Raw genomic sequence first — 19,224 nt, 5'->3', positions numbered from 1 at the left:
AAGCGAAGCCACTTTAAAGTTAGATTTTGAAACTGTTTTTAACCACGCCTACCCAAGTATTATTCAAGTTTTGGGAGGAAAAAAAAGCGTTAGAACTTCTTAAAACAGCATTTAATACTATGGCCTCACAAGGGTTAGTTTTTGAAAAAGCGGAAGTAAAACATGTATCTGATGTGGTTGTTGAAAACGAACAGTACCGCTGTTATGTTAAAGGTTTTAATCAAATTAAAATGGGAAACCTTAGAATAAAATCAAAAAGTTATTTATTTGGTATTTATGATAACAATAAAGATATTTGGTGTTTTTTAGAGGCTGAAAAACTAAAAAACAAAGCGCTTACCGAAATGATTTTACCAAACTTTAAAACAAGTTTAGATATACCAAGTAACGAAATGACTACTGAAGAAATATAAAACGCATCTCATCTAAGGAAATTTCAACTCGTTTTCGGTTAAACATAAAAAATCAAGATGGGTTCAGTGCTAAAAAAAGCTGTTAGAAATATGGTTTCTAACAGCTTTTGTACTAATAAAATTTATTTATTGTTACTTAAATTCTATTCTTTTTCCAAGGCTTATAGTTTTTGTAAGCAGGACCTTTTAATTTAGATCTTTCTGAACCATAAACAATTGGTACATAAACTTTATCTGATGTATCTTTCCAAGGCTTTTGGTTTTTGTATTCTGGACCTGTTAACTTGGTTTTATTAACTTCTGCATAAATTACAACAGGTTCGCTCTTGTGTAACCCAGGTTTATAATTTTTATAAGCAGGCCCTTTTAGGTCGCTTCTTTGTTGTGCAAAAACTCCAACAGATATAAATGCTATTGCTAATGTGAATATAACTTTTTTCATAACTACTTGTTTTTATTTGTTGTTATATAAAAATAACACAACACAGTAGTTTTAGGTATCGATGAAATTCCTGATTCTTTATCCGTATAAATACGGATATATGACGGTTTTTTTAAGGTTTTGGAATATTATGCGGCAGAAAAGCGTTATAATTTTTAAAAATAGGGTTATATCAGCTTTAACTTTACTGCCTTTTTAATAAGTTCAGCAGTGTTTTTTACTTTAAGCTTTTTAATAATATTAGAGCGATGGGTTTCTATTGTTCGTGTGCTAACAAATAACATTTGAGCTATTTTTTTTGTAGTGTACCCTTTAGATATTAATTCTAATACTTCCGATTCTTTACTGGAAAGTATAGCTTCGCTAGTTGTACTTTCAGACATGTAGTCTATCATTTTTTCGGAAATTGTAGGGCTAAAGTACTTTTTACCTTGCATTACTATTCTAAGAACCTTTATTAACTCTTCTTGATCGGTATTTTTTAGAAGATAACCATATGCCCCATTTTTGGCACATTTAGCTATATAGTTCCCTTCGTCGTGCATAGATATTATAACGGGCTTAATTAATGGAGCAGTATCTTTAATACGTTTAAGTACCTCAAAACCATCCATATTGGGCATAGTAATGTCTAACAATACCACATCAATGTTTTTATTGGATTTTATGTAATCCATAAACTCCTTGCCATCGCTAACAGTGGCTACCACTTCAACATCTTCATAATTTTTTAATAACTCCCTAAGGCCGTTACTAAACAGTTCGTGGTCATCGGCTATTACTATTCTAATTGTTTTCATTTTTTATGGAGAATTCTATATCAAAAGTAGTACTTCCTGGTTTTGAATTTATTTTTATTTTACCATTACATATTTCTACTCTTTCCTTAATATTTATAATTCCAGAGCCTGTTTTTGCAGTGTCCATGTTAAAGCCTTTACCGTCATCAAAATAAAAAAGGGATATAAAATCATCAAACTCTGATAACGATATTCTTATAGTGTTTGCCTCGGCATATTTTAGGGTATTATTAATTAACTCTTGGCTTATCCTAAAAATATGGATTTCTTGGTTTTTGGTGATTTTACTATTATGCTGTTTTAAAAGATTTTCAAACTTAATAGAAATGCCCCACGCCTTTTTAACATCGGCAATATAATTGGCAAGTGCAGCGCCTACACCAAAATCGTAAATAGTAGAGGGCATTAATGCATTAGACATTATTCTAATTTCAGAAATGGTATCGTCTACCATTTTTCGCATCTCAAACCGTAAACTTGTGTCTTCTACCTTATTGTCTATAAAAAATTTTAAAGTGGTAAGCAAAGGCCCCAAACCATCATGCAGCTCTCTAGAAAGCCTTTGCCTCTCGTTTTCTAAGCCTTCTACCAGTAAGCGCTTTGCGTTAATTCGGGAGATGTTTTCGTTGTTTCTAAATTCTTTTAGCTTATCCCTCATTTTTATTAAACTTTTCCCTAAAGCATCATTTTTGCTTTTTAAACTGTAATTGGTGTTTAAGTTCATGTTACCAATATCTTTAGAAAAGTCTACAGCCCCTTTTAAGGATTTTTTTAAACTATCTAACGCATTAAACATTTCGATAATTTCGTAAGAGTTTTTTGCAAACGTATCGGTATGGGTATAATTACCGTCTGCCATTATTTTTAAACTATTCTTCATGTTTAAAACAGGGTTGGCTATAATTCTTGTTAGAAAAAGCGACAAAAATATGGCTACACCCATAATTAAAAATATTAATGCGAAAAGTCTCCTTTTTAGGCTTGTAAGTGGTGCTTCAACTTCATCTTTATCTATTTCGGATAAAATAGCTAATTTTAATTCTGAAATTTCAATAAGGCCATAAACCCCATAAACATCTACATTTCTATAGTCTTTGTAGAGCCCTTTTCCGTATTTTCCCTCTAAAGCATTAGCAACCCCTATTGTTTTAACTATAATGTCGTGTGGTAAGGAATCTTTAAAAAAACGTGATTGTGATCTCATTCTAAAATCTTCTCCAACGATATAAGATTCTCCTGTTTCGCCCATACCCGTGCGTTCCAACAAAATATTTTTTATCTTATGGTATGGTATAAACTTTATGTTTTGAGTGTCGTTTTTTACATTTACCATACCAATGGTAAGTTCATGCGTTGTATTGTAGGCCGTAAAATCGTAAATACCTGCTTTTAAAACTTTATTAGGCAGCTTAAAGTTTATGCTATCTCCTAAAGTTTTACTGTTGCTAGAACTATTAAAATTTTGCCATTCAGATTGTATAAGTTTATCTATCTGGTTTTGTTTTAAGGTTTTAATAGAGTTTAATTGCTGTATAATTCTTTCTTGTAAAACCTCTGAAAACTGATTGTAGAACGTTACGGATAGTATAATAACTACCACTAAAACAAGACCGTTTATAATAACTAATATGAGTGATTTTAAGCTAATATATCTAGACTTTAAAGGGTTATATTACTTAATAACAAATATAAGAGATAATACTTTAGCTAAAGGGATGGCGCTCCTGCCAATCTTTAGATGGATACATAAACCTAAACACCTGCTTTAAAACTGCGTTTAAAACACCATTGGTATGCTTTAAATACATAACCATAGGTACGGGTTTTGCACCTACCGAGCTTTTTATTTCCATGGCGGTCCTAGCATATACTATAGTTTTAAAGTTATGTTCTATACCAAACTTTGCCATATCGTAAAGCATGTTTAGGTATAATTGATTTTGATATTGATGTTCTAAATGGTAACCTAAGAAATAAGTTTCTAATTGTTTTCCGTTAAGAAGTAATGTGAAAAATCCAATAAGCTCATTTTTTAAGTAGTAACCAAAAATCCTGAAATTATCCTTTAAGTGTAATTTGTAATGATAAAAATGATTTTCAGGTAATATGAAGGTGTTAAACTTAGCGTTGTTAGACACATTAAGGTAATACGTATACAAGAGCTTAGAATTAGCTTTAATGGCTTCTAAATTCATTTCCTTACAGGCAATACTGTTCAGTTTCTTTTTGGCGCGCCTAAATCTGGTTCTATATTTTTTATTCATACAGGATACATAATCCTCGTTTTTACACCAGTCTTCTCTAATATTCATAATCATATTGGGTTGAACGCTTGCTTTATGCAATTTTTCTTTTTGAAAAAATGCAGCATTCAACAATTCATCATCATTAAAAAAATCTTTAAGAAGAATTAACCTTATGGTTTTATTGGTCTCTAGCTTAATTTTAGTTTTAAGTTCTGTAATTCCTTTAAAAACTTCTGCATAAAAATTAGTACTAGAAATACGCTCTGTATTAAAATACAAACCATGTTGCCCAGTGTGAGTAAGATTGCCCACCACCAGAATATTACCTTTTAATACTTTTAAGATAGCGTCTTTTACAAAGGTTTTTACACAAGATACTTTTGTATCTCTAAACATATCCTTAAGGTAAAGTTGCACACGTTGTACAACAGCTATACCAACTAATGTTCCAGCTTTAAAAACGGCAATGTAAAATACGGATATGTTTGTTGGGGATGCGTTTTCCAGTGCTTTTAAATATGGCGTTGTTAGCAGAATATCGTGTTCCACCAAGCTATCCCAATCTTTTGGAACATCATTTATAGTTGTGTAAACGCTGTAGTGTATCAATATAAAAATAAAAAAGACCGAAGTTAAATAGCATCGGTCTTTAAATATGTTAAAACTTTACAAAATTATACCCAACCGCTAATTATAGCGCCCATAATGGCCAAAGCGAGCGTCCAATACCCAGCATTAATAAGGATGAGTTTCCAACTTTTACGTTCAAAAAGCCCATTTGTTGCCATTACAGGTAATACAAACATAACGCCAGCAAAAGCACCATGTAATGCACCGTGGCCAAAACTTCTGTATTTACCAGACCATTCTGCTAAAAAAGCTTGGGTGGTTTCGCCCTCAATTTGTCCTTCTGTCATTCCCATTACACCCATTTCGTGTACAACCAAAAATTGAGTAAAAAATGCCAAAATCACCGAAAATAATAAAGATATACCAAAAATTACAGCCATATTTCCAGACTTAATTTTCTCTTCTGTTACTCCAGATTCTCGCATCCAAACGTTTTGAAAAAGCATTGGTCCGTACCACACAAAACCTAGTACCAAAGGTACTAGAGCTGCTACTAAAATTGCAATAAGATTAAATTCCATAGTATTAAAAAGTTATAGTTAGTACCTAAATATAACTAAAAAATAAAATGCAAGCTTATTTTTTTAACTATATAACAAATTGAAATTTAGATTAGTACAGCTTCAGCAACTAGTAATTCGTTTTTATCTTCCTTTGCTTTTAAAAGAAATTCATCTACTTTTTCATCACGGTTTAAACCTTGTTTTAGCAATACGTTTAAAACCAAAGTAACCGCAATTCTAGTTCCTGCTTTTTTTGCAGCAGTATTAAACAACGGTTCAATATCATTGTACGAAACATCTTTTGCTAGTTCCATAATTTCAGCTCGTACCTTTAAACGCTTTTCTTCTGGTAAGTTTGTATATTTTTTACCAAGTTGTTTTATAATATCAATCGCTTTTCGTTTCGGTTGATTATTTTGAGGCTTTTGTGCTTTATTATTAGACTCATTTGGTTTTTTCTTAGCCCAAGTATCGCGTAAACCTACCGTTTTGTTGAATATTAAATTGTTTGATGTTGCATCATCATCCACACTAAAATAGCCTAACCTTTGGAATTGGTACCTATCGCCTATTTTAGCGTCTTTTAAGCTTGGTTCTACAAAAGCTTCTATGGTTTTTAATGAATTTGGATTGAGAAATTCCATAAAATCTTTGTCTTGATGACTATCTGGGGCTTCATCCATAAACAATCTATCGTATTCTCTTACCTCGGCTTTTAACGCATGTGCTATAGATACCCAATGTAGCGTACCCTTTACTTTTTTTGATGTGTCTTCAGAATAGGTACAGTGTATTTCGGTAATTTCTCCATGCGCATCTTTAATAACAGATTCTGCTTTTATGATATATGCATTTTTTAAGCGTACCTCTCCCCCCAACTTTAATCTAAAAAACTTATTGCTGGCTTCTTCCTTAAAGTCTTCTTTTTCAATATATATTTCTCGTGAAAATGGCACTTTTCTATAGCCTGCACTTTCGTCTTCTTGATTATTTTCGGCATCCATCCATTCTACTTTACCTTCCGGATAATTGGTAATAATTAGTTTAACAGGATTTAAAACCGCCATAACACGAGGTGCTGTTTTGTTTAAATCTTCTCTAATGCAAAACTCTAAAAGCGATACATCTATTACATTATCGCGTTTAGCAACACCAACGGTTTCTACAAACTTTCTTAAAGCAGCTGGTGTGTACCCTCGTCTTCTTAAACCCGATATTGTGGGCATTCTTGGGTCGTCCCATCCGCTTACAATACCATCTTCCACCAATTTTAGCAACTTGCGCTTACTCATAATGGTATAGCTAAGGTTTAAACGTGCAAATTCGCGCTGTTTTGGTCTTAGCTTGTTTGGCTCTACAACTTGATCTAAAAACCAATCGTATAGCTCTCTATGAGGTTTAAATTCCAAAGAGCATAGTGAATGCGAAATTTGTTCTATATAATCGCTCTCACCATGTGTCCAATCATACATAGGATAAATGCACCAATCGGTTCCCGTTCTATGATGTTCTTTTTTAACAACACGGTACATAATTGGGTCGCGCATTAACATATTGGTGTGCTGCATATCAATTTTAGCACGCAGAATATGTTCGCCTTCATTAAATGCACCATCCTTCATCTTTTGAAACAACTCTAGGTTCTCTTCAACAGTTCTGTTTCTGTAAGGGCTATCTGTTCCAGGTTCTGTAGGCGTGCCTTTTTGTTCTGCCATAGCTTCACTAGATTGTGAATCTACATATGCTTTTCCTTCTTTTATTAGTAGTATTGCCCAATCGTAAAGCTGCTGAAAATAATCGGAAGAAAATAATACTTTGTCCCATTTGTAGCCTAACCATGCAATATCGCGTTTTATGGCATCAACATATTCTTGCTCCTCTTTGGCAGGATTTGTATCATCAAATCTTAAGTTTACGGGTGCATTATAAAATTCGCCCAGACCAAAACTAATACCTATGGCTTTGGTATGGCCTATGTGTAAATAGCCGTTTGGTTCTGGTGGAAATCTAAAGCGTAAATCGTTTTTAGACATGCCATTTGCCAAATCTTCCTCTATAATTTGCTCAATAAAATTGAGTGATCTTCTTTCTTCAGACATAAAAAATGTTGCAATTCAAAAGTTCCTATCAAGAAACTAATCTAATTAAACAAAAATATAGGCAAAATTAGGTAATTTTACCGACTAAATTGTTGGATAATGGGAATTATAAAAGTTGAAAATATTAGGATATTTGCACACCATGGTTGTTTAAAAGAAGAAACAAAAATTGGTAGCGATTATCGTGTAGATTTAAAGGTTAAAGCCAATTTACAAACTTCAGCTAAAACTGATGCCTTACAAGACACTGTAGATTATGTGTTTTTAAATAAAGTAGTTAGAGAAGAAATGAGCATACCCTCCAAACTACTAGAAACTGTAGCTAAACGTATTTTAGATAGAATTTTTAATGAAGATAAATTAGTACAAAAAGCAACCGTTAGTATAAGTAAATTAAACCCACCTATTGGGGGCGATGTTGAAAACGTAACGATAAAAATGACAGATAAACGTAAAAAGTGATTTTTTGTAAGTAAAACTCCAAAAAATTTTTACATTTGCACCACGCAAACAAGGCGTCGTGGCCGAGTGGCTTAGGCACAGGTCTGCAAAACCTGCTACAGCGGTTCGATTCCGCTCGACGCCTCAAAAAAAATAAGCTTTCAGGAATTTCTCTGGAAGCTTTTTTTATGCGTTTTTAGAAGATTATTTCTGTTCTAGCTTTTTCTTACTCTGCGTAGTTTTCTTTTATTGGGTTTATTTTATCGAACCTCTCCTTTAGTAATTCTTTTTCCTTAGGAAAAAAGCCTTGTACCAAAAGTAAAACACCAAAACCTAAAATAACTAAAGCGATTATTTTTTTGGTTTTAAATATTAAACGTGGGGTTAATCTGTTTTTAAGTTTTTTAGCAACAAGAATTTTAATTAAGTCTACCAAAAAATAAACAATTAGAATTGTAGAAAGAAACACATATACTCCGTTTTTAGATTCGGTTAAGGTATTTGCTAGCACAATAAAAGCTACCCAACCTAAAAGCACGCCTATATTTATAAAATTAAGCAAAAACCCTTTTAAAAATAGCCTTCCATACCCCTTTTTTATTTCTACTTTATGGTATTCCCTAACAATATCGCGAAACGATTTAGAGGTTTTTATAAATGATATTAAGCCGTAAGCTACTAAAAGCACGCCTCCAAAAATTAAAAAATTGGGGTCGTCCTTAATTTTTTCTAAAAGTTTATTGGTACTAAAAAAGGCAACAATAATAAATAAAATATCTGCTAGAATAACACCACAATCGAAAATTATTGCGCTTTTAAACCCTTTTGTGGCACTTGTTTCTAATAGCACAAAAAAAACAGGGCCTATTGTAAAGGCCAGAATAATACCAAAAGGAATTGCAGCAAGTATATCGTCAAACATGTATTAAGTAATCGCCTTACAAAGTAAAGAAATAAAAGGCTAAATGAAAAAAGGCGCTTTAATTAAAAAGCGCCTTTGTAAAACAAACTAAACTTTGTGATTATTGTTTAATCAACTTAACACTATCTATTCCTGATAATGTTTTTATCTGAGCAAAATAAATACCTGCTTTTAAAGTAGAGCCATCAATTCTTGCTTCGCTAGTATTAGGCGATAGTTTTAGAACTACTTTTCCTAAGATATCAAAAACATTTATGCTTTCAATTTTGGCATTAGCACCTTTTACAGTCCAACTATTTTGTGTTGGGTTAGGGTAAGCACTAAATGTTGTTTTATTAAAATCATTATTGCTTAAAACCGTATTTTTATGTAAGTATAAATTATCGTACCAAACAACATTATTCAAGTTACTGGTAACTCCAAACTCCTTAATATTAGTAGTTGGTCCAGAAAGCGTAATTGTAGCATCATAAGAGTACCATGTACCAGGAACTGGAGCTGGACTTAATGCATTAATATCAACATTAAAAGCAGTTTCCGCACCAACAGTAGGGACTATTTTCATATTAAACACTTTACCTACTAAATCTGTACCAGCTTGAATAAACAAATCAACATGTATGTTTGTAAAGCCTGTTACGTCTTGTAAGTCTGTTTCAAAATTAATACCCTGACAAGCTTGGTTATTATAGGCTAAAATAGCATTTCCGCCAGCCGTAGTAGCGGTTACCGCTCCTGACCCACACCATCCAGCATCAAGGTTAATAGGCGATATAGCCGCATAAGCATCACTGTATATAGAAACAACATCTGCTGCTGGTCTATTTGGTGGAGTTGGAGCAGCTACTGTTGGTGGCGATGGGCATGCACTGCAGTTTGGTCCGCCACAATCTATTTCAGTTTCACCATTATTTAATATACCATCATTACATAAATCTACTATTTCAACAAGAGATACATCATCAATAAATACAAAACCTAATTCTGCACCCATATCAAATAAAACTCTACTAGCTGCTGGTTGGGAGTAGTTTATAGTATATTGGTAAGTAAAAGTTTGTGGGGTGGGCGTTAATGCCGGATTATCTGTATAGGCCTCAAAATTATCGCCTGCTTCTCCAACACCAGAAACCATAGACCTTGAACCTGTAGTTGCATCAGTGAAGGCTACAAAAGAAAACTCATAAGTCTTTCCTGCTTCTAAAGTTACAGCTTGACTAAGGTTTACAGAAAAAGCTGTACCTGTTGCAGTCACTTCTGCTTGATTAACGAAGTTTCCTCCTCCTAAATCTACAACATTTGCTGCGTTATTATACCATTCGGGGGCAGCTACCCCAGTTTGAAAGTCACCATTAATGACTAAGTTTTGTGAAAATCCCAATGAGGAAATTATCAAAAAAACAATTAAAGTAATTTTTTTCATCTTAAATAATTTTAAAGTTAATACTTAGTTTTTGTATTCTTTCAAAGTTAAGGTGTAAACATTGATATATTAGTAAGTTTTACCCCTACAAAAAACATACATCCTAAAAAAACACTATATTTTTTATGAAATCACTATAAAACCCCTTGTTATAATAACGTTTTAACAGTTTTGTGTATGCTTTAAAACATGAAGTCTAAAAAGTAAAAATTGCTTATGTTGTGGTAATGTTGTAGTGTTTTAAAACTTTATACACAACTAATTATCAATACAATAGGCAATCACCTTGTGTTGAAATATTTTTTACAACCAATACATAGGCCGATTTAGAACTATACCACACACAAATTTGGAGCATAAACGATAAGGCTATCGTAAAAGTGATATGTTTAATGGTAACAACACATTTTTAGGATAGCCTTATTATTTCGAAAATAGAATAAAAGATAAATCTTGTTAGGTTTACACGAAGATTTTTTTCTTGTGTAGCACAAGTGGTTTTCTATAAAACTTAGGATTTTCATTTTTGTCCCAAAGTCCCCAAAAGGCACCAACATCGCCTTCGGCCCCTACTTTCCAAGATTCGTCGAAAGATGAAAAGTAGAAGATATCTATATCGTCTTCTTTAGACCACTGTTGGGTGTTGATAAAATATCTCATAGCGTTTTCTGCTGATGGGAAAGCACCATTTAAGCCCTCACCTTCACTAGGCCATCCTGTTTCAGAAATAATTACTTTTTTTCCATTAGCTGCTTTAACCGCCTGATTATACATGTCTTTCATGTAAATTAAGGAATACTCAATACTACATCCTTCCCAATACGGGTAGCAATTGGCTAAAATAACATCGCAGGCTTCTGTTATTTTTGGGCGTTGGGCAAATTCATAATACGCATCTACATAGCCCACAGGAATTTCTGGAATGTCTTGCTTTACGTTGTAAATAAAGCTTAAGAGCTCTTCTTCTGTTAAATCGCCTCTATACATTACCTCATTGCCTACGGCAGCAATATCTACATAGCCTTGGTTTGCTAAGGTTTTAAGCCCCTCTATTTCTTTTTTATTAATATCAGCATCGTCTCCTAACCAAGCGCCTACAAGGGTTTTTAAACCAAGTTCTTTTGCTATTTTAGGAATAAGCTCATTACCATCGGTACAAGAAAACGAACGTACCCACTTCGTGTAGGGCTTTATAATTTTTAAACGTCGTCTTATTTGTTTTTCGGTAAGTTGGTCTCCAGGTGCTTGACCTTCTTCATAAGGACTAAAACATAACCCGTGCATACCGTTTTCCAACACTCTTTTGTATACATTCTGTTTTCCCTTTTTTGTTTTATTATCAAGGTTTGTTCCTGATAATGCCATAATTTTATCTGCTCTGTATGACATAATTTTATTTTTTACTATAATTCTCCTCTACGTTTTACTAACTCTGCTTTTATTTCTCTAGCTCTAGTTTCGTTTAAGCTATATTTATACATAATCCAAATGGCAATACCTGCTGTTACAGAAGGAATTATTATATCTGCAATTCTTAGACTATGCATTGTTTCCATGGTTTGAGTTTCGGCATCCGAAATAAATCCTACTAATTTTAAAACCAAACCCCCTAAAAATAATGCAATAGATTGACCAATTTTAACCATCCACCAATAAATAGCGCCAAATGTGCCTTCTTTTCTAGGCATTCCATTCTCTAGTTCGTCTAAATCGCATACATCGGCCGTCATACTCATCATTAACGTAAATAAACCGCCAAGACCAAAGGCTATAAAAGGTATTGGTAGAAAAATAAGCCAAGGAGATCCTTGACTAGTGTCTATACTAAACCAAGACATTCCCATACTTTCTAAAAACGGATTTATAGACTCAAAGAGTGATGCTACTCCATTATTTAATGCTTGACCAAAACTTGTGGTGTTAAATTCTTTATTTAATTCGTTATCAAAACCCCACCATTTTAGTATGTATCCAATTATTGAGATAACCGTTGAAATAATAAATGCTTTTCGTTTACCCCATTTGTTTGCCATCGCAGAAATTATTGGAATAACAACAAAAGCAGTAATAACTGCTGTTATGGTAGAAAACCATGCAGGCCATGTACCAGCATTTGCATAACTACCATTATACATATAAAATACTATAATATATACACTAAAAGCAGCGACCATTTGAAAACCATTAAATACTAAAAACGTTGCTCCACACAGCTTCATAAATGGCTTGTTTTTAGATACCTGCTTTATTCCTTCCCATAAATCTTTTAAATTAGACGCTAATGTTTTAAAGTTTATTTCCTTTCGGTTTTCCATGTTAGCAGAATCTATACCTCTACAAAAAATTGCTGGTAATATGCCCAAAACAACACAAACGGAACCTACAATTATAGATAGGTGTCTTACGCCTACGGCTTGAGATTCGTACACTTGTGGATCAGCAATAATAACCCAAAACCATGGTACAATCATCCACGCGATTTGGCCCATTGTATTGGAAAAAGCCATTAACCTTGTACGTTCATTGTAATCTGAGGTCATTTCATAGCCCAAACCTACAAGAGGTGTTGCGTACATTGTATTTCCTGCTAAAAATAGAATTGACAGAATGAGAAAATACCAAAAGTTATACATCTGGGAGTTTTCTGGAGACATTTGCCAAGTCATAGAAAATAAAATTCCACTTAAAATGGCGCCTATAAAAATGTAAGGTCTACGGCGTCCCCACTTGGATTTTGTGTTATCGGAAATAAACCCCATAATTGGGTCTGATAATGCATCAAAAAGTCTTGGTAATGCCCCTAAAATTCCAGCATAAAGGGGATCCATTCCAAAAGCCGTGAGCAAGAAGAACATAAAAAACCCTAATGCACCTGGTAATAGGTTAAGCACGAAATGACCAGAACCAAAAGCCATTTTTTGTCCAAAAGGAACTTTATCTTTAGCAGCTGTTTTTATATTTGACATAATTATATGGTTTAGTTGGTTAATATTATTACATTTTTGGAATTACAATAGTTTGAATTGCTTGTGCATCTATTGAAATTTCTACTGTTGTATCTAATAATGAAAGATGAATTGTTTTTGGCGTTTCAAATTCGTTAAAAAGTACCACTGCAATTGATCCGTCTGGGTTTTGTGCCGCTGTTGCCATTAGGCTATCATCAGAGTTCTCTAAACCTATAATTTTTGCTTCAGGCCTAATGTATTTACTAAAGTGTGCCATGGTATAATAAATTGGGGTGAAGTACACCTCATCTGCATCTGGATCTACAATTATTGGGGCAACACACCAGTTTTCAAACCAGTTTGGACCGCCTTGTTTATCTAAAACCATATTCCAATCTACCCAACCGTCAACCCAATTGTTTAGGCAGCCTATAATATCTCTAGCGTAACGGTTTACAGGTGCATATTTAGGATGTAAATATTTTTCGTCTTCGGCAGCCCAATCCCAGCCCCAATCAGTAGCTTCTTTTTTCCAGTACCATGCATCATCTTTCCAGTGTGGTACTTCAGAATCTACACAGCCTTCTGTTTCTATTAAGTATTTATTTGGTGCTTTATTGTGAGCATATTGTAGTGCTTCTGGAAAGTAATCATAGGTGCTTTCGTACCAATGTATTGCAGTACCATCAAAATATTTTGAGGATGCTTCATCCCGATACATTTCGTCCACCCATTCTTTTAAACCAGCTCTATTCTGATCGTATCCTAAAATAATTTTATCGCCGTAACCATCTTTTTCTAATTTAGGACCTAAATGAAACTGCACAAAATCGGTCATTTCCTTTGGTGTAAAGTGCATACTTTCCCAGTTATTTCCATTTCCATGAGGTTCGTTTTCTACTGTAAAACCCCATATTTCAATCCCTTCAGCTTTATAGGCTTCTATGTATTTTGAGAAAAATAATGCCCAGGTATCGTAATATTCTGGGAGTAATTTTCCACCAACCCAACTGTTATTATCTTTCATCCAAGGTGCTGCAGTCCAAGGCGACGCGAATATTTTAAAGCCATCGTCTGAAATTGCCATAGCATCTTTTATCATAGGAATTAAATCGTCTCTATCTTCCTCGATAGTAAAATGCTCTAAGTTTTTATCGCCTATAACAGGTGTATATGAGTAGTTGGATAATGAGAAATCACAAGAATTCATATGTGTTCTGGTTAACGAGTATCTTGCGCCATCTTTGGCAAAATAGGCCTGCAAAATGGTGTCTCTGTTTTTTTTACTCAACTTATTTAATAAATATGCTGAAGATTCTGTGAAAGCACCGCCAAAACCTGTGATGGTTTGAAAGGTCTCCTCTGGTTTTAAGGTTATTGTTACCAAACTATCGGTAGTTTTGAAATTGGTAACTTTAGTTAATTGATTTCCTTTTGCGGAAGTTTCAAATACTTCAACTTGTAATTGTTTGTTTGTTTTATTGCAACTCATAACAATCAATAATAGACAGATGATAAATAATTTTATAAACTTCATTTTAAATACTTTTTTTTCAGACCTGTAGAGTTTTTTAAAACATCAAAGGTCTATTTAACCATATTAATGTGCCAATTCTTTAGCCATTGGAGGCACCAAAACCTCTTTCATTAAAGCGCTTTTATCGCCATTATACGTTTTTGTAATAGGCTTTCCATCTCTTGTTAATCCTTTAAAAACACCTTTATCTACCAAATGCCAAATGGCATATTTGGCTTGTCCTTTTAGGTTAATTAATCCAAAATGATTCTCTGAGCCTAATGCATTTCCGGCATCTTTCCACTGCTCATCAAACGCTTCAAAATAAAAACAGGACACGTTGTTTTTATTAGTCCACTCTCGTATTAACTCATAATAGCGACCAGATTTGTACTCATCTGTGGCTCTGGAGCCCATTCTGCCATAATGCCCGTTAGAAACCGTAGCCCAACCTGTTTCGCCTATATGTATAGGTTTATCAACGCCTAGGCTTTTTACATAATTTGTTACACTATCGTATTGTTTTTGAGCAAATTTTAAGGAACGTTGCATTGCAGATTCAATTTTTTCTTTGTCAGAAAGATTAAGCTCGCTTTCTGGCGCCAACCAAAATTCTGGATTGTAATGCGTATTATGCATAGGGTAGGTGTGCATAGAAATATAATCTACAGCCTTTATGAGCGCTTCCAAATCTTTGGTATGGTAACTAGGATCGCCACCACCCCAAGATGAAAAATCGTCTGAACTGGTAATCCATAGATCTTTTGGAAGCTCGCCTTGTTGTTTTAAATCTTGTAAATGGTTTACCCATTTTAAAATAACACTAGGGCGCACAAAATAACTCGTAGCCCAATTTACCATAGCCTCGTTACCTACTGCTATTATTTTAACAATATCTGGATATTGTTTTGCCAAGGCTACAGCCCTGGCTATTTCACCTGCATTTTGTTCACTTTCTACTTCATGGTTAGGTGCTTTATCGGTCCATGCATTTTGGCAATCTATCCATGCACCAAGCATAACGTACATTTCAAAAGTAGCATCTTCTTGCTTTAATTCGCTAATGGCTTTAAGTAGGTTTGAAGCTTGAGCCAATTGCACGTTGTACGTCCTTAAAATCTTTACACCCATAGCCGATAAAATTTTCATATCGTCTTTAAGCTCATTTACTGTGGGTTGTACATCACGCGTTTTTTGGCGATAGCCACCATATGAAATGGCTAAATACTCAGGGTTACCTAATATATCGGCTGCTGTTATTTGCTTTTTTTCTTTTGGCATATCATTACATCCTAGCATGGTTAATACTATTGAAAGTGTTAAATATTTAATTTGTTTTAGCATTGTTTTGTTTCTATTTTTTTATTGAAACTATGATATGATTTACGTCTCCTTTGCGTTCAAAAATAGATTTTGAAACCTCTACATTAAGATGCATCTCATTAAACTCCATGTGTTTATTGTTGTTAAAAAACACTTCTATTTTTTCGTTGTTTGAAAGCGTATAAACAACAGGCACTTGGCAGTAGGTAAAACACAAAGAATTTTCTTGTAATGCTATGGTTTGCTTCTCTTTATTAAGATTTGTAAAACTAAAGGTTGATGCTGTTTGCAAAAACTCTTTGGTTTGTAATAAACTTGGTTTAAAACATAATTTTCCGTTGTTAACAAATACACCTAATTCTCCAAACCTGCTTAATATATCTTCTTTTACTTGCCCCGTCATTCCTGGTTGTTGTGCACCTTTTGTAGCGGGCGTATGCGAGTACGGATCGGTTGGAAATGCACCATACAATTCTGGTGATTTATGTACACCAATACCAGCATTTATTTCGTAGTAATGGTCTAAAAGTTTGCCAATAACTTCTGGCGTTTCATTAGTATTTATGGCCAACCAACAGTTTTCTTGTACTGCTAATAATAACTTAGAAACCATGTGCCAATAAATAGAGCCTAACCCTTCGTAACCAAAGAATGTTCCAGAGCGTCCTGTAAAGGATTTATGATCGAAAATATCTTCAAAAATTTGAAGTAGGTTTTCTTTTTCATCTGTAACTAAAGGTTTATAGGCTTCATCTAAATTGTTTAATGCCTCTGATAAACTTTTTGCATTATTAAAGTTGCTATTAAAATGATAGTTGCCTTTTATATCTTGTTCTATAACTTGTTTATTACCATTGGCAACTAGTTTTTTTAGAAGTTTAGATTGCGCTACTTTCTCCGATGGAATAGTATTCTTTTTATCAAATCGTGGTAACTCCTTATTTGGGTATAAAATATAGCTGTATTGATCTTCTCTAAATAGTGCACTGTGTTTTAATCCGTCTAAAAGCTGAAGCGCTTGGGTAGGAGAGAGGTAGCCCGAACTCAATACTGCTACTTGACCTTCTAGCATTTCTGGCAAGTACGATATAGATACCTCTTCATCATTTTCAACCGTCATTAAATTATAGGCATGATACATATTATCGCTACGCTTATTTGCATCAATACTATGCTCTAAATACGATTTTGTAACCTCTATGAAACTAGAAACATCGTCAAGTGATAAGGTTTCTTTTTCGCACGAAAACCCTTTATTATAAATAGTTTCTCTATAATTACTTCCTGCTTTTCCTAAACCATCAAGTACCATTTTGCGATCTTTATTTGATATTTTTGCTGATAGTATATTGGCATTAGCTTGAAGCGTTGAAACACTAGCATTAAAAAACGCCATTAATTCTTTAGAAACGGGAACAGTTTTAATGTTAGATTTAGATAATACGGTTTCGAAAAAGCTTAAAAAACGATATAAATAATACAGCGTTACCATAGACACACCGTTACCTACTAATGCGTTGTTGGCATCGTTCCATTCTGGGCGTTGTGTGTTTAACCAAATTCCACCTTCGGGAATAAAGTTTGATACTTTAGAAAGTACTGTAGCTAACAATTTTTCAATTAAATTAACTTTATAAATATTAGCTTTTTGGTCTTCTAACAAGGCACCGTCTGCACCTAACACCGTTCTTTTTTGGTTTATTATTTGGTCTAGCTTATGGTCGAAATCAATAGTATCTTTTGGATTTTGTAAGGTAGCCTCGTAGCTTTTTATTTTGTAAGGCACATTGGCATATACAAATACATCTTCATTAAAACGTTTTTCTAAAGCGCTAGGGTAGTGGTTTTCAATAATTTCTAGGAACTTTAGCAAGTAAATAATCTGGTGATCGCCCCAATAGCCAATGTAAGACCATGGATCGTTTTCTTCGATTATCTCCCAATCAAAACCATCTTTGGTAACACGGTACGGGTTATAACCTTCAAAGGTTGTAGCATTTAAAAACTTATGAATCATCCCTTCAATAAACTCTGGATGAGATAGGGCTAAGGCTTCCCAGTTTTGAAAAATATCGCGCCAATTGCCTTCATAATCTAAAATTTTAGAACCATCAACTTCACTTCTGGTATTTATAGAGAACCTATTCCAAGGTCTGCTTGGGTCGCCATGTCTTCTACTAAATTTTAAAGGTAAATATTCAAAACACAAGCGTTTAAAATCCTGATTTGTATCGCGTTCTGCTATGTTTTTTAGATAATGAAGGTTAAAAACATCAGGAACATCGTTTAAAACATCTTGTTTTAATTTACAAAGCTGTTTGTTTGCTTTGGATAGGTAGGTTACAAAGTCTGCTTTTTCAATGGTGTAACCATCATCAAAAATACCACCACGCATGATATTGAAAAGCGTATTTGAAAAATGCCTGGTGTTTATAAGTGGATCGTCGGTAAGCTGTAAACCATCAGATGCGCCCGTTAAAGCAATTAAGTTTTTGGTACCTAAATCGATATCATTCTGAACAAGATTGATAAGATTATCTTCATTTTTAATGCTTTCTGAAATTTTAACAATATCTGAAATTGATTGGTTTACGTTTGCAACAAAGCGCCATTCCTTATTTGCTTGTGCCTCCAAATGTAAATGCTGTGATATAAAATAGGCGCCTTTTTCTGCTTTTACATCAACTTCTTGATGGATGTCTTTACCCTTTCTAAAATTATCTAACTGTGTAGCAGACAATAGGTATGTAGGATTATCTAATCCTAAAGACCAAACAACATTTGCTTTTAGAGCTTCGCTAGGTTCTGCTTTATCTACAATAACAGCGCTTAATGCGTAAATACCCAAACCAACCTCAGCTTGCAACTCACTTTTTTTATAAGCATCTACTAAATTACTTCTGCTATTTTGTAAATCGGAAGTTACAGAAGCAGGCAATATATTTTGTAAACCATCTAAAACTGTAATATCTATTTTAGAATCTGAGTTATTTATTAATGTTGATTTTTTTACAAATCCATATTGGTTAGTGGAATTCCACTGGTACCTGAACGTTACGCCCAAATCAAGATTAATTTCTTCAAAAACCACCTTGTTACCGTATCGGTTTTTATACAGGTTTGTTTGGGTGTTGTATATCCCCATTTGGCGTATTGAAAACGGTTCCCAAATATGTATTTTTCCTGCTACATTAATTTTAAAAATAGCCTTACTTCCTGTAGTTTCGGCCATTTCGGTAATTTTATCGTCTGTGTAATAAGGGAATAGCGATGATTCTGCATTTTTTCTGCCAGCTGTTAATCCGCCATTACTGGATATAAACATCCAATGGTTAGAGTCGCTTACAATGCTCATAAAAAATGGGCGCATATTATCGCTATTAGAAATCTTGTAATAAGATTCGTTTTCAAAAGTTACCTGTTCTCCTTTTATTTTGCTCATAAGGTTTGTTACTTTAGGCGCTTCGTTTAGTGTCATAATTTAGATTTGAGCTTTACTTTTTTTTAATAAAGGCCAG

General features: G+C 33.8%; 15 protein-coding genes and 1 tRNA gene. 3 read left to right on the top strand and 13 right to left on the bottom strand.

Annotated features, from left to right (window positions below):
* Window positions 1-26: 26 nt before the first annotated feature.
* The gene (locus CLV33_RS07365) at window positions 27-413 is read left to right on the top strand and encodes a hypothetical protein (RefSeq protein WP_105473347.1); all 387 of its coding nucleotides are present in this window, start codon (window positions 27-29) and stop codon (window positions 411-413) included.
* 136 nt (window positions 414-549) lie between these two features.
* Here the strand turns inward: CLV33_RS07365 and CLV33_RS07360 are convergent, their stop codons facing one another.
* The 6 genes from CLV33_RS07360 to CLV33_RS07335 all read right to left on the bottom strand — a co-directional run bounded on the left by CLV33_RS07360 (window position 550) and on the right by CLV33_RS07335 (window position 7,133).
* Entirely contained in the window at window positions 550-855 is a 306-nt protein-coding gene (locus CLV33_RS07360) for a hypothetical protein (RefSeq protein WP_042240179.1), read from the bottom strand.
* A gap of 167 nt (window positions 856-1,022) precedes the next feature.
* Entirely contained in the window at window positions 1,023-1,655 is a 633-nt protein-coding gene (locus CLV33_RS07355; protein ID WP_105473346.1) for a response regulator, read from the bottom strand.
* Window positions 1,642-3,255 carry a sensor histidine kinase gene (locus CLV33_RS07350; protein ID WP_105473345.1) on the bottom strand — a complete coding sequence of 538 codons (1,614 nt, stop codon included), beginning with the start codon at window positions 3,253-3,255 and terminating at the stop codon, window positions 1,642-1,644. Before CLV33_RS07350 ends, CLV33_RS07355 begins: the two co-directional genes overlap by 14 nt.
* 103 nt (window positions 3,256-3,358) lie before the next feature.
* Window positions 3,359-4,510, bottom strand: coding sequence for a GNAT family N-acetyltransferase (locus CLV33_RS07345; RefSeq protein ID WP_105473344.1), 1,152 nt, complete (start codon window positions 4,508-4,510; stop codon window positions 3,359-3,361).
* A 65-nt stretch (window positions 4,511-4,575) separates the two neighbouring features.
* Window positions 4,576-5,052, bottom strand: a complete 477-nt coding sequence (locus CLV33_RS07340) for a DUF1761 domain-containing protein (protein WP_105473343.1) — start codon at window positions 5,050-5,052, stop codon at window positions 4,576-4,578.
* Between the two features lie 86 nt (window positions 5,053-5,138).
* The gene (locus tag CLV33_RS07335) at window positions 5,139-7,133 is read right to left on the bottom strand and encodes a glutamine--tRNA ligase/YqeY domain fusion protein (RefSeq protein WP_105473342.1); all 1,995 of its coding nucleotides are present in this window, start codon (window positions 7,131-7,133) and stop codon (window positions 5,139-5,141) included.
* A 99-nt stretch (window positions 7,134-7,232) separates the two neighbouring features.
* Between CLV33_RS07335 and folB the strand changes: the two genes are divergently transcribed.
* Window positions 7,233-7,595 (top strand): dihydroneopterin aldolase, encoded by a 363-nt coding sequence (gene folB, locus CLV33_RS07330; RefSeq protein ID WP_042240195.1) that lies wholly within the window; start codon window positions 7,233-7,235, stop codon window positions 7,593-7,595.
* A gap of 52 nt (window positions 7,596-7,647) precedes the next feature.
* Window positions 7,648-7,719, top strand: a tRNA-Cys gene (locus CLV33_RS07325).
* An 81-nt stretch (window positions 7,720-7,800) separates the two neighbouring features.
* Here CLV33_RS07325 and CLV33_RS07320 read toward each other — a convergent pair.
* From CLV33_RS07320 to CLV33_RS07290, 7 genes are all read right to left on the bottom strand, one after another.
* On the bottom strand, window positions 7,801-8,496 hold the full coding sequence (locus tag CLV33_RS07320) for a LysE family translocator (protein WP_042240197.1): 696 nt from the start codon (window positions 8,494-8,496) through the stop codon (window positions 7,801-7,803).
* Window positions 8,497-8,596: 100 nt separating this feature from the next.
* Window positions 8,597-9,919 (bottom strand): T9SS type A sorting domain-containing protein, encoded by a 1,323-nt coding sequence (locus CLV33_RS07315; RefSeq protein ID WP_105473341.1) that lies wholly within the window; start codon window positions 9,917-9,919, stop codon window positions 8,597-8,599.
* 462 nt (window positions 9,920-10,381) lie between these two features.
* Window positions 10,382-11,308: a glycoside hydrolase family 17 protein gene (locus CLV33_RS07310; RefSeq protein WP_105473340.1), complete on the bottom strand. Its 927-nt coding sequence runs from the start codon at window positions 11,306-11,308 to the stop codon at window positions 10,382-10,384.
* Window positions 11,309-11,322: 14 nt separating this feature from the next.
* Window positions 11,323-12,885, bottom strand: coding sequence for an MFS transporter (locus CLV33_RS07305; protein WP_045371593.1), 1,563 nt, complete (start codon window positions 12,883-12,885; stop codon window positions 11,323-11,325).
* Between the two features lie 28 nt (window positions 12,886-12,913).
* A complete protein-coding gene (locus CLV33_RS07300; protein WP_105473339.1) occupies window positions 12,914-14,404 on the bottom strand; it encodes a glycoside hydrolase family 30 protein in 1,491 nt (496 codons plus the stop codon).
* A gap of 63 nt (window positions 14,405-14,467) precedes the next feature.
* The gene (locus CLV33_RS07295; RefSeq protein WP_105473426.1) at window positions 14,468-15,682 is read right to left on the bottom strand and encodes a glycoside hydrolase family 17 protein; all 1,215 of its coding nucleotides are present in this window, start codon (window positions 15,680-15,682) and stop codon (window positions 14,468-14,470) included.
* Between the two features lie 55 nt (window positions 15,683-15,737).
* Complete coding sequence (locus CLV33_RS07290) at window positions 15,738-19,148, bottom strand: hypothetical protein (RefSeq protein ID WP_244906397.1); 3,411 nt, start codon at window positions 19,146-19,148, stop codon at window positions 15,738-15,740.
* Window positions 19,149-19,224 lie beyond the last annotated feature (76 nt).

The sequence above is a fragment of the Jejuia pallidilutea genome (assembly GCF_002973595.1).
Classification (GTDB): Bacteria; Bacteroidota; Bacteroidia; order Flavobacteriales; family Flavobacteriaceae; genus Jejuia; species Jejuia pallidilutea.
The sequence above is the reverse complement of the archived record's forward strand: the minus strand, read 5'-3'. Positions and strand labels throughout refer to the sequence as shown.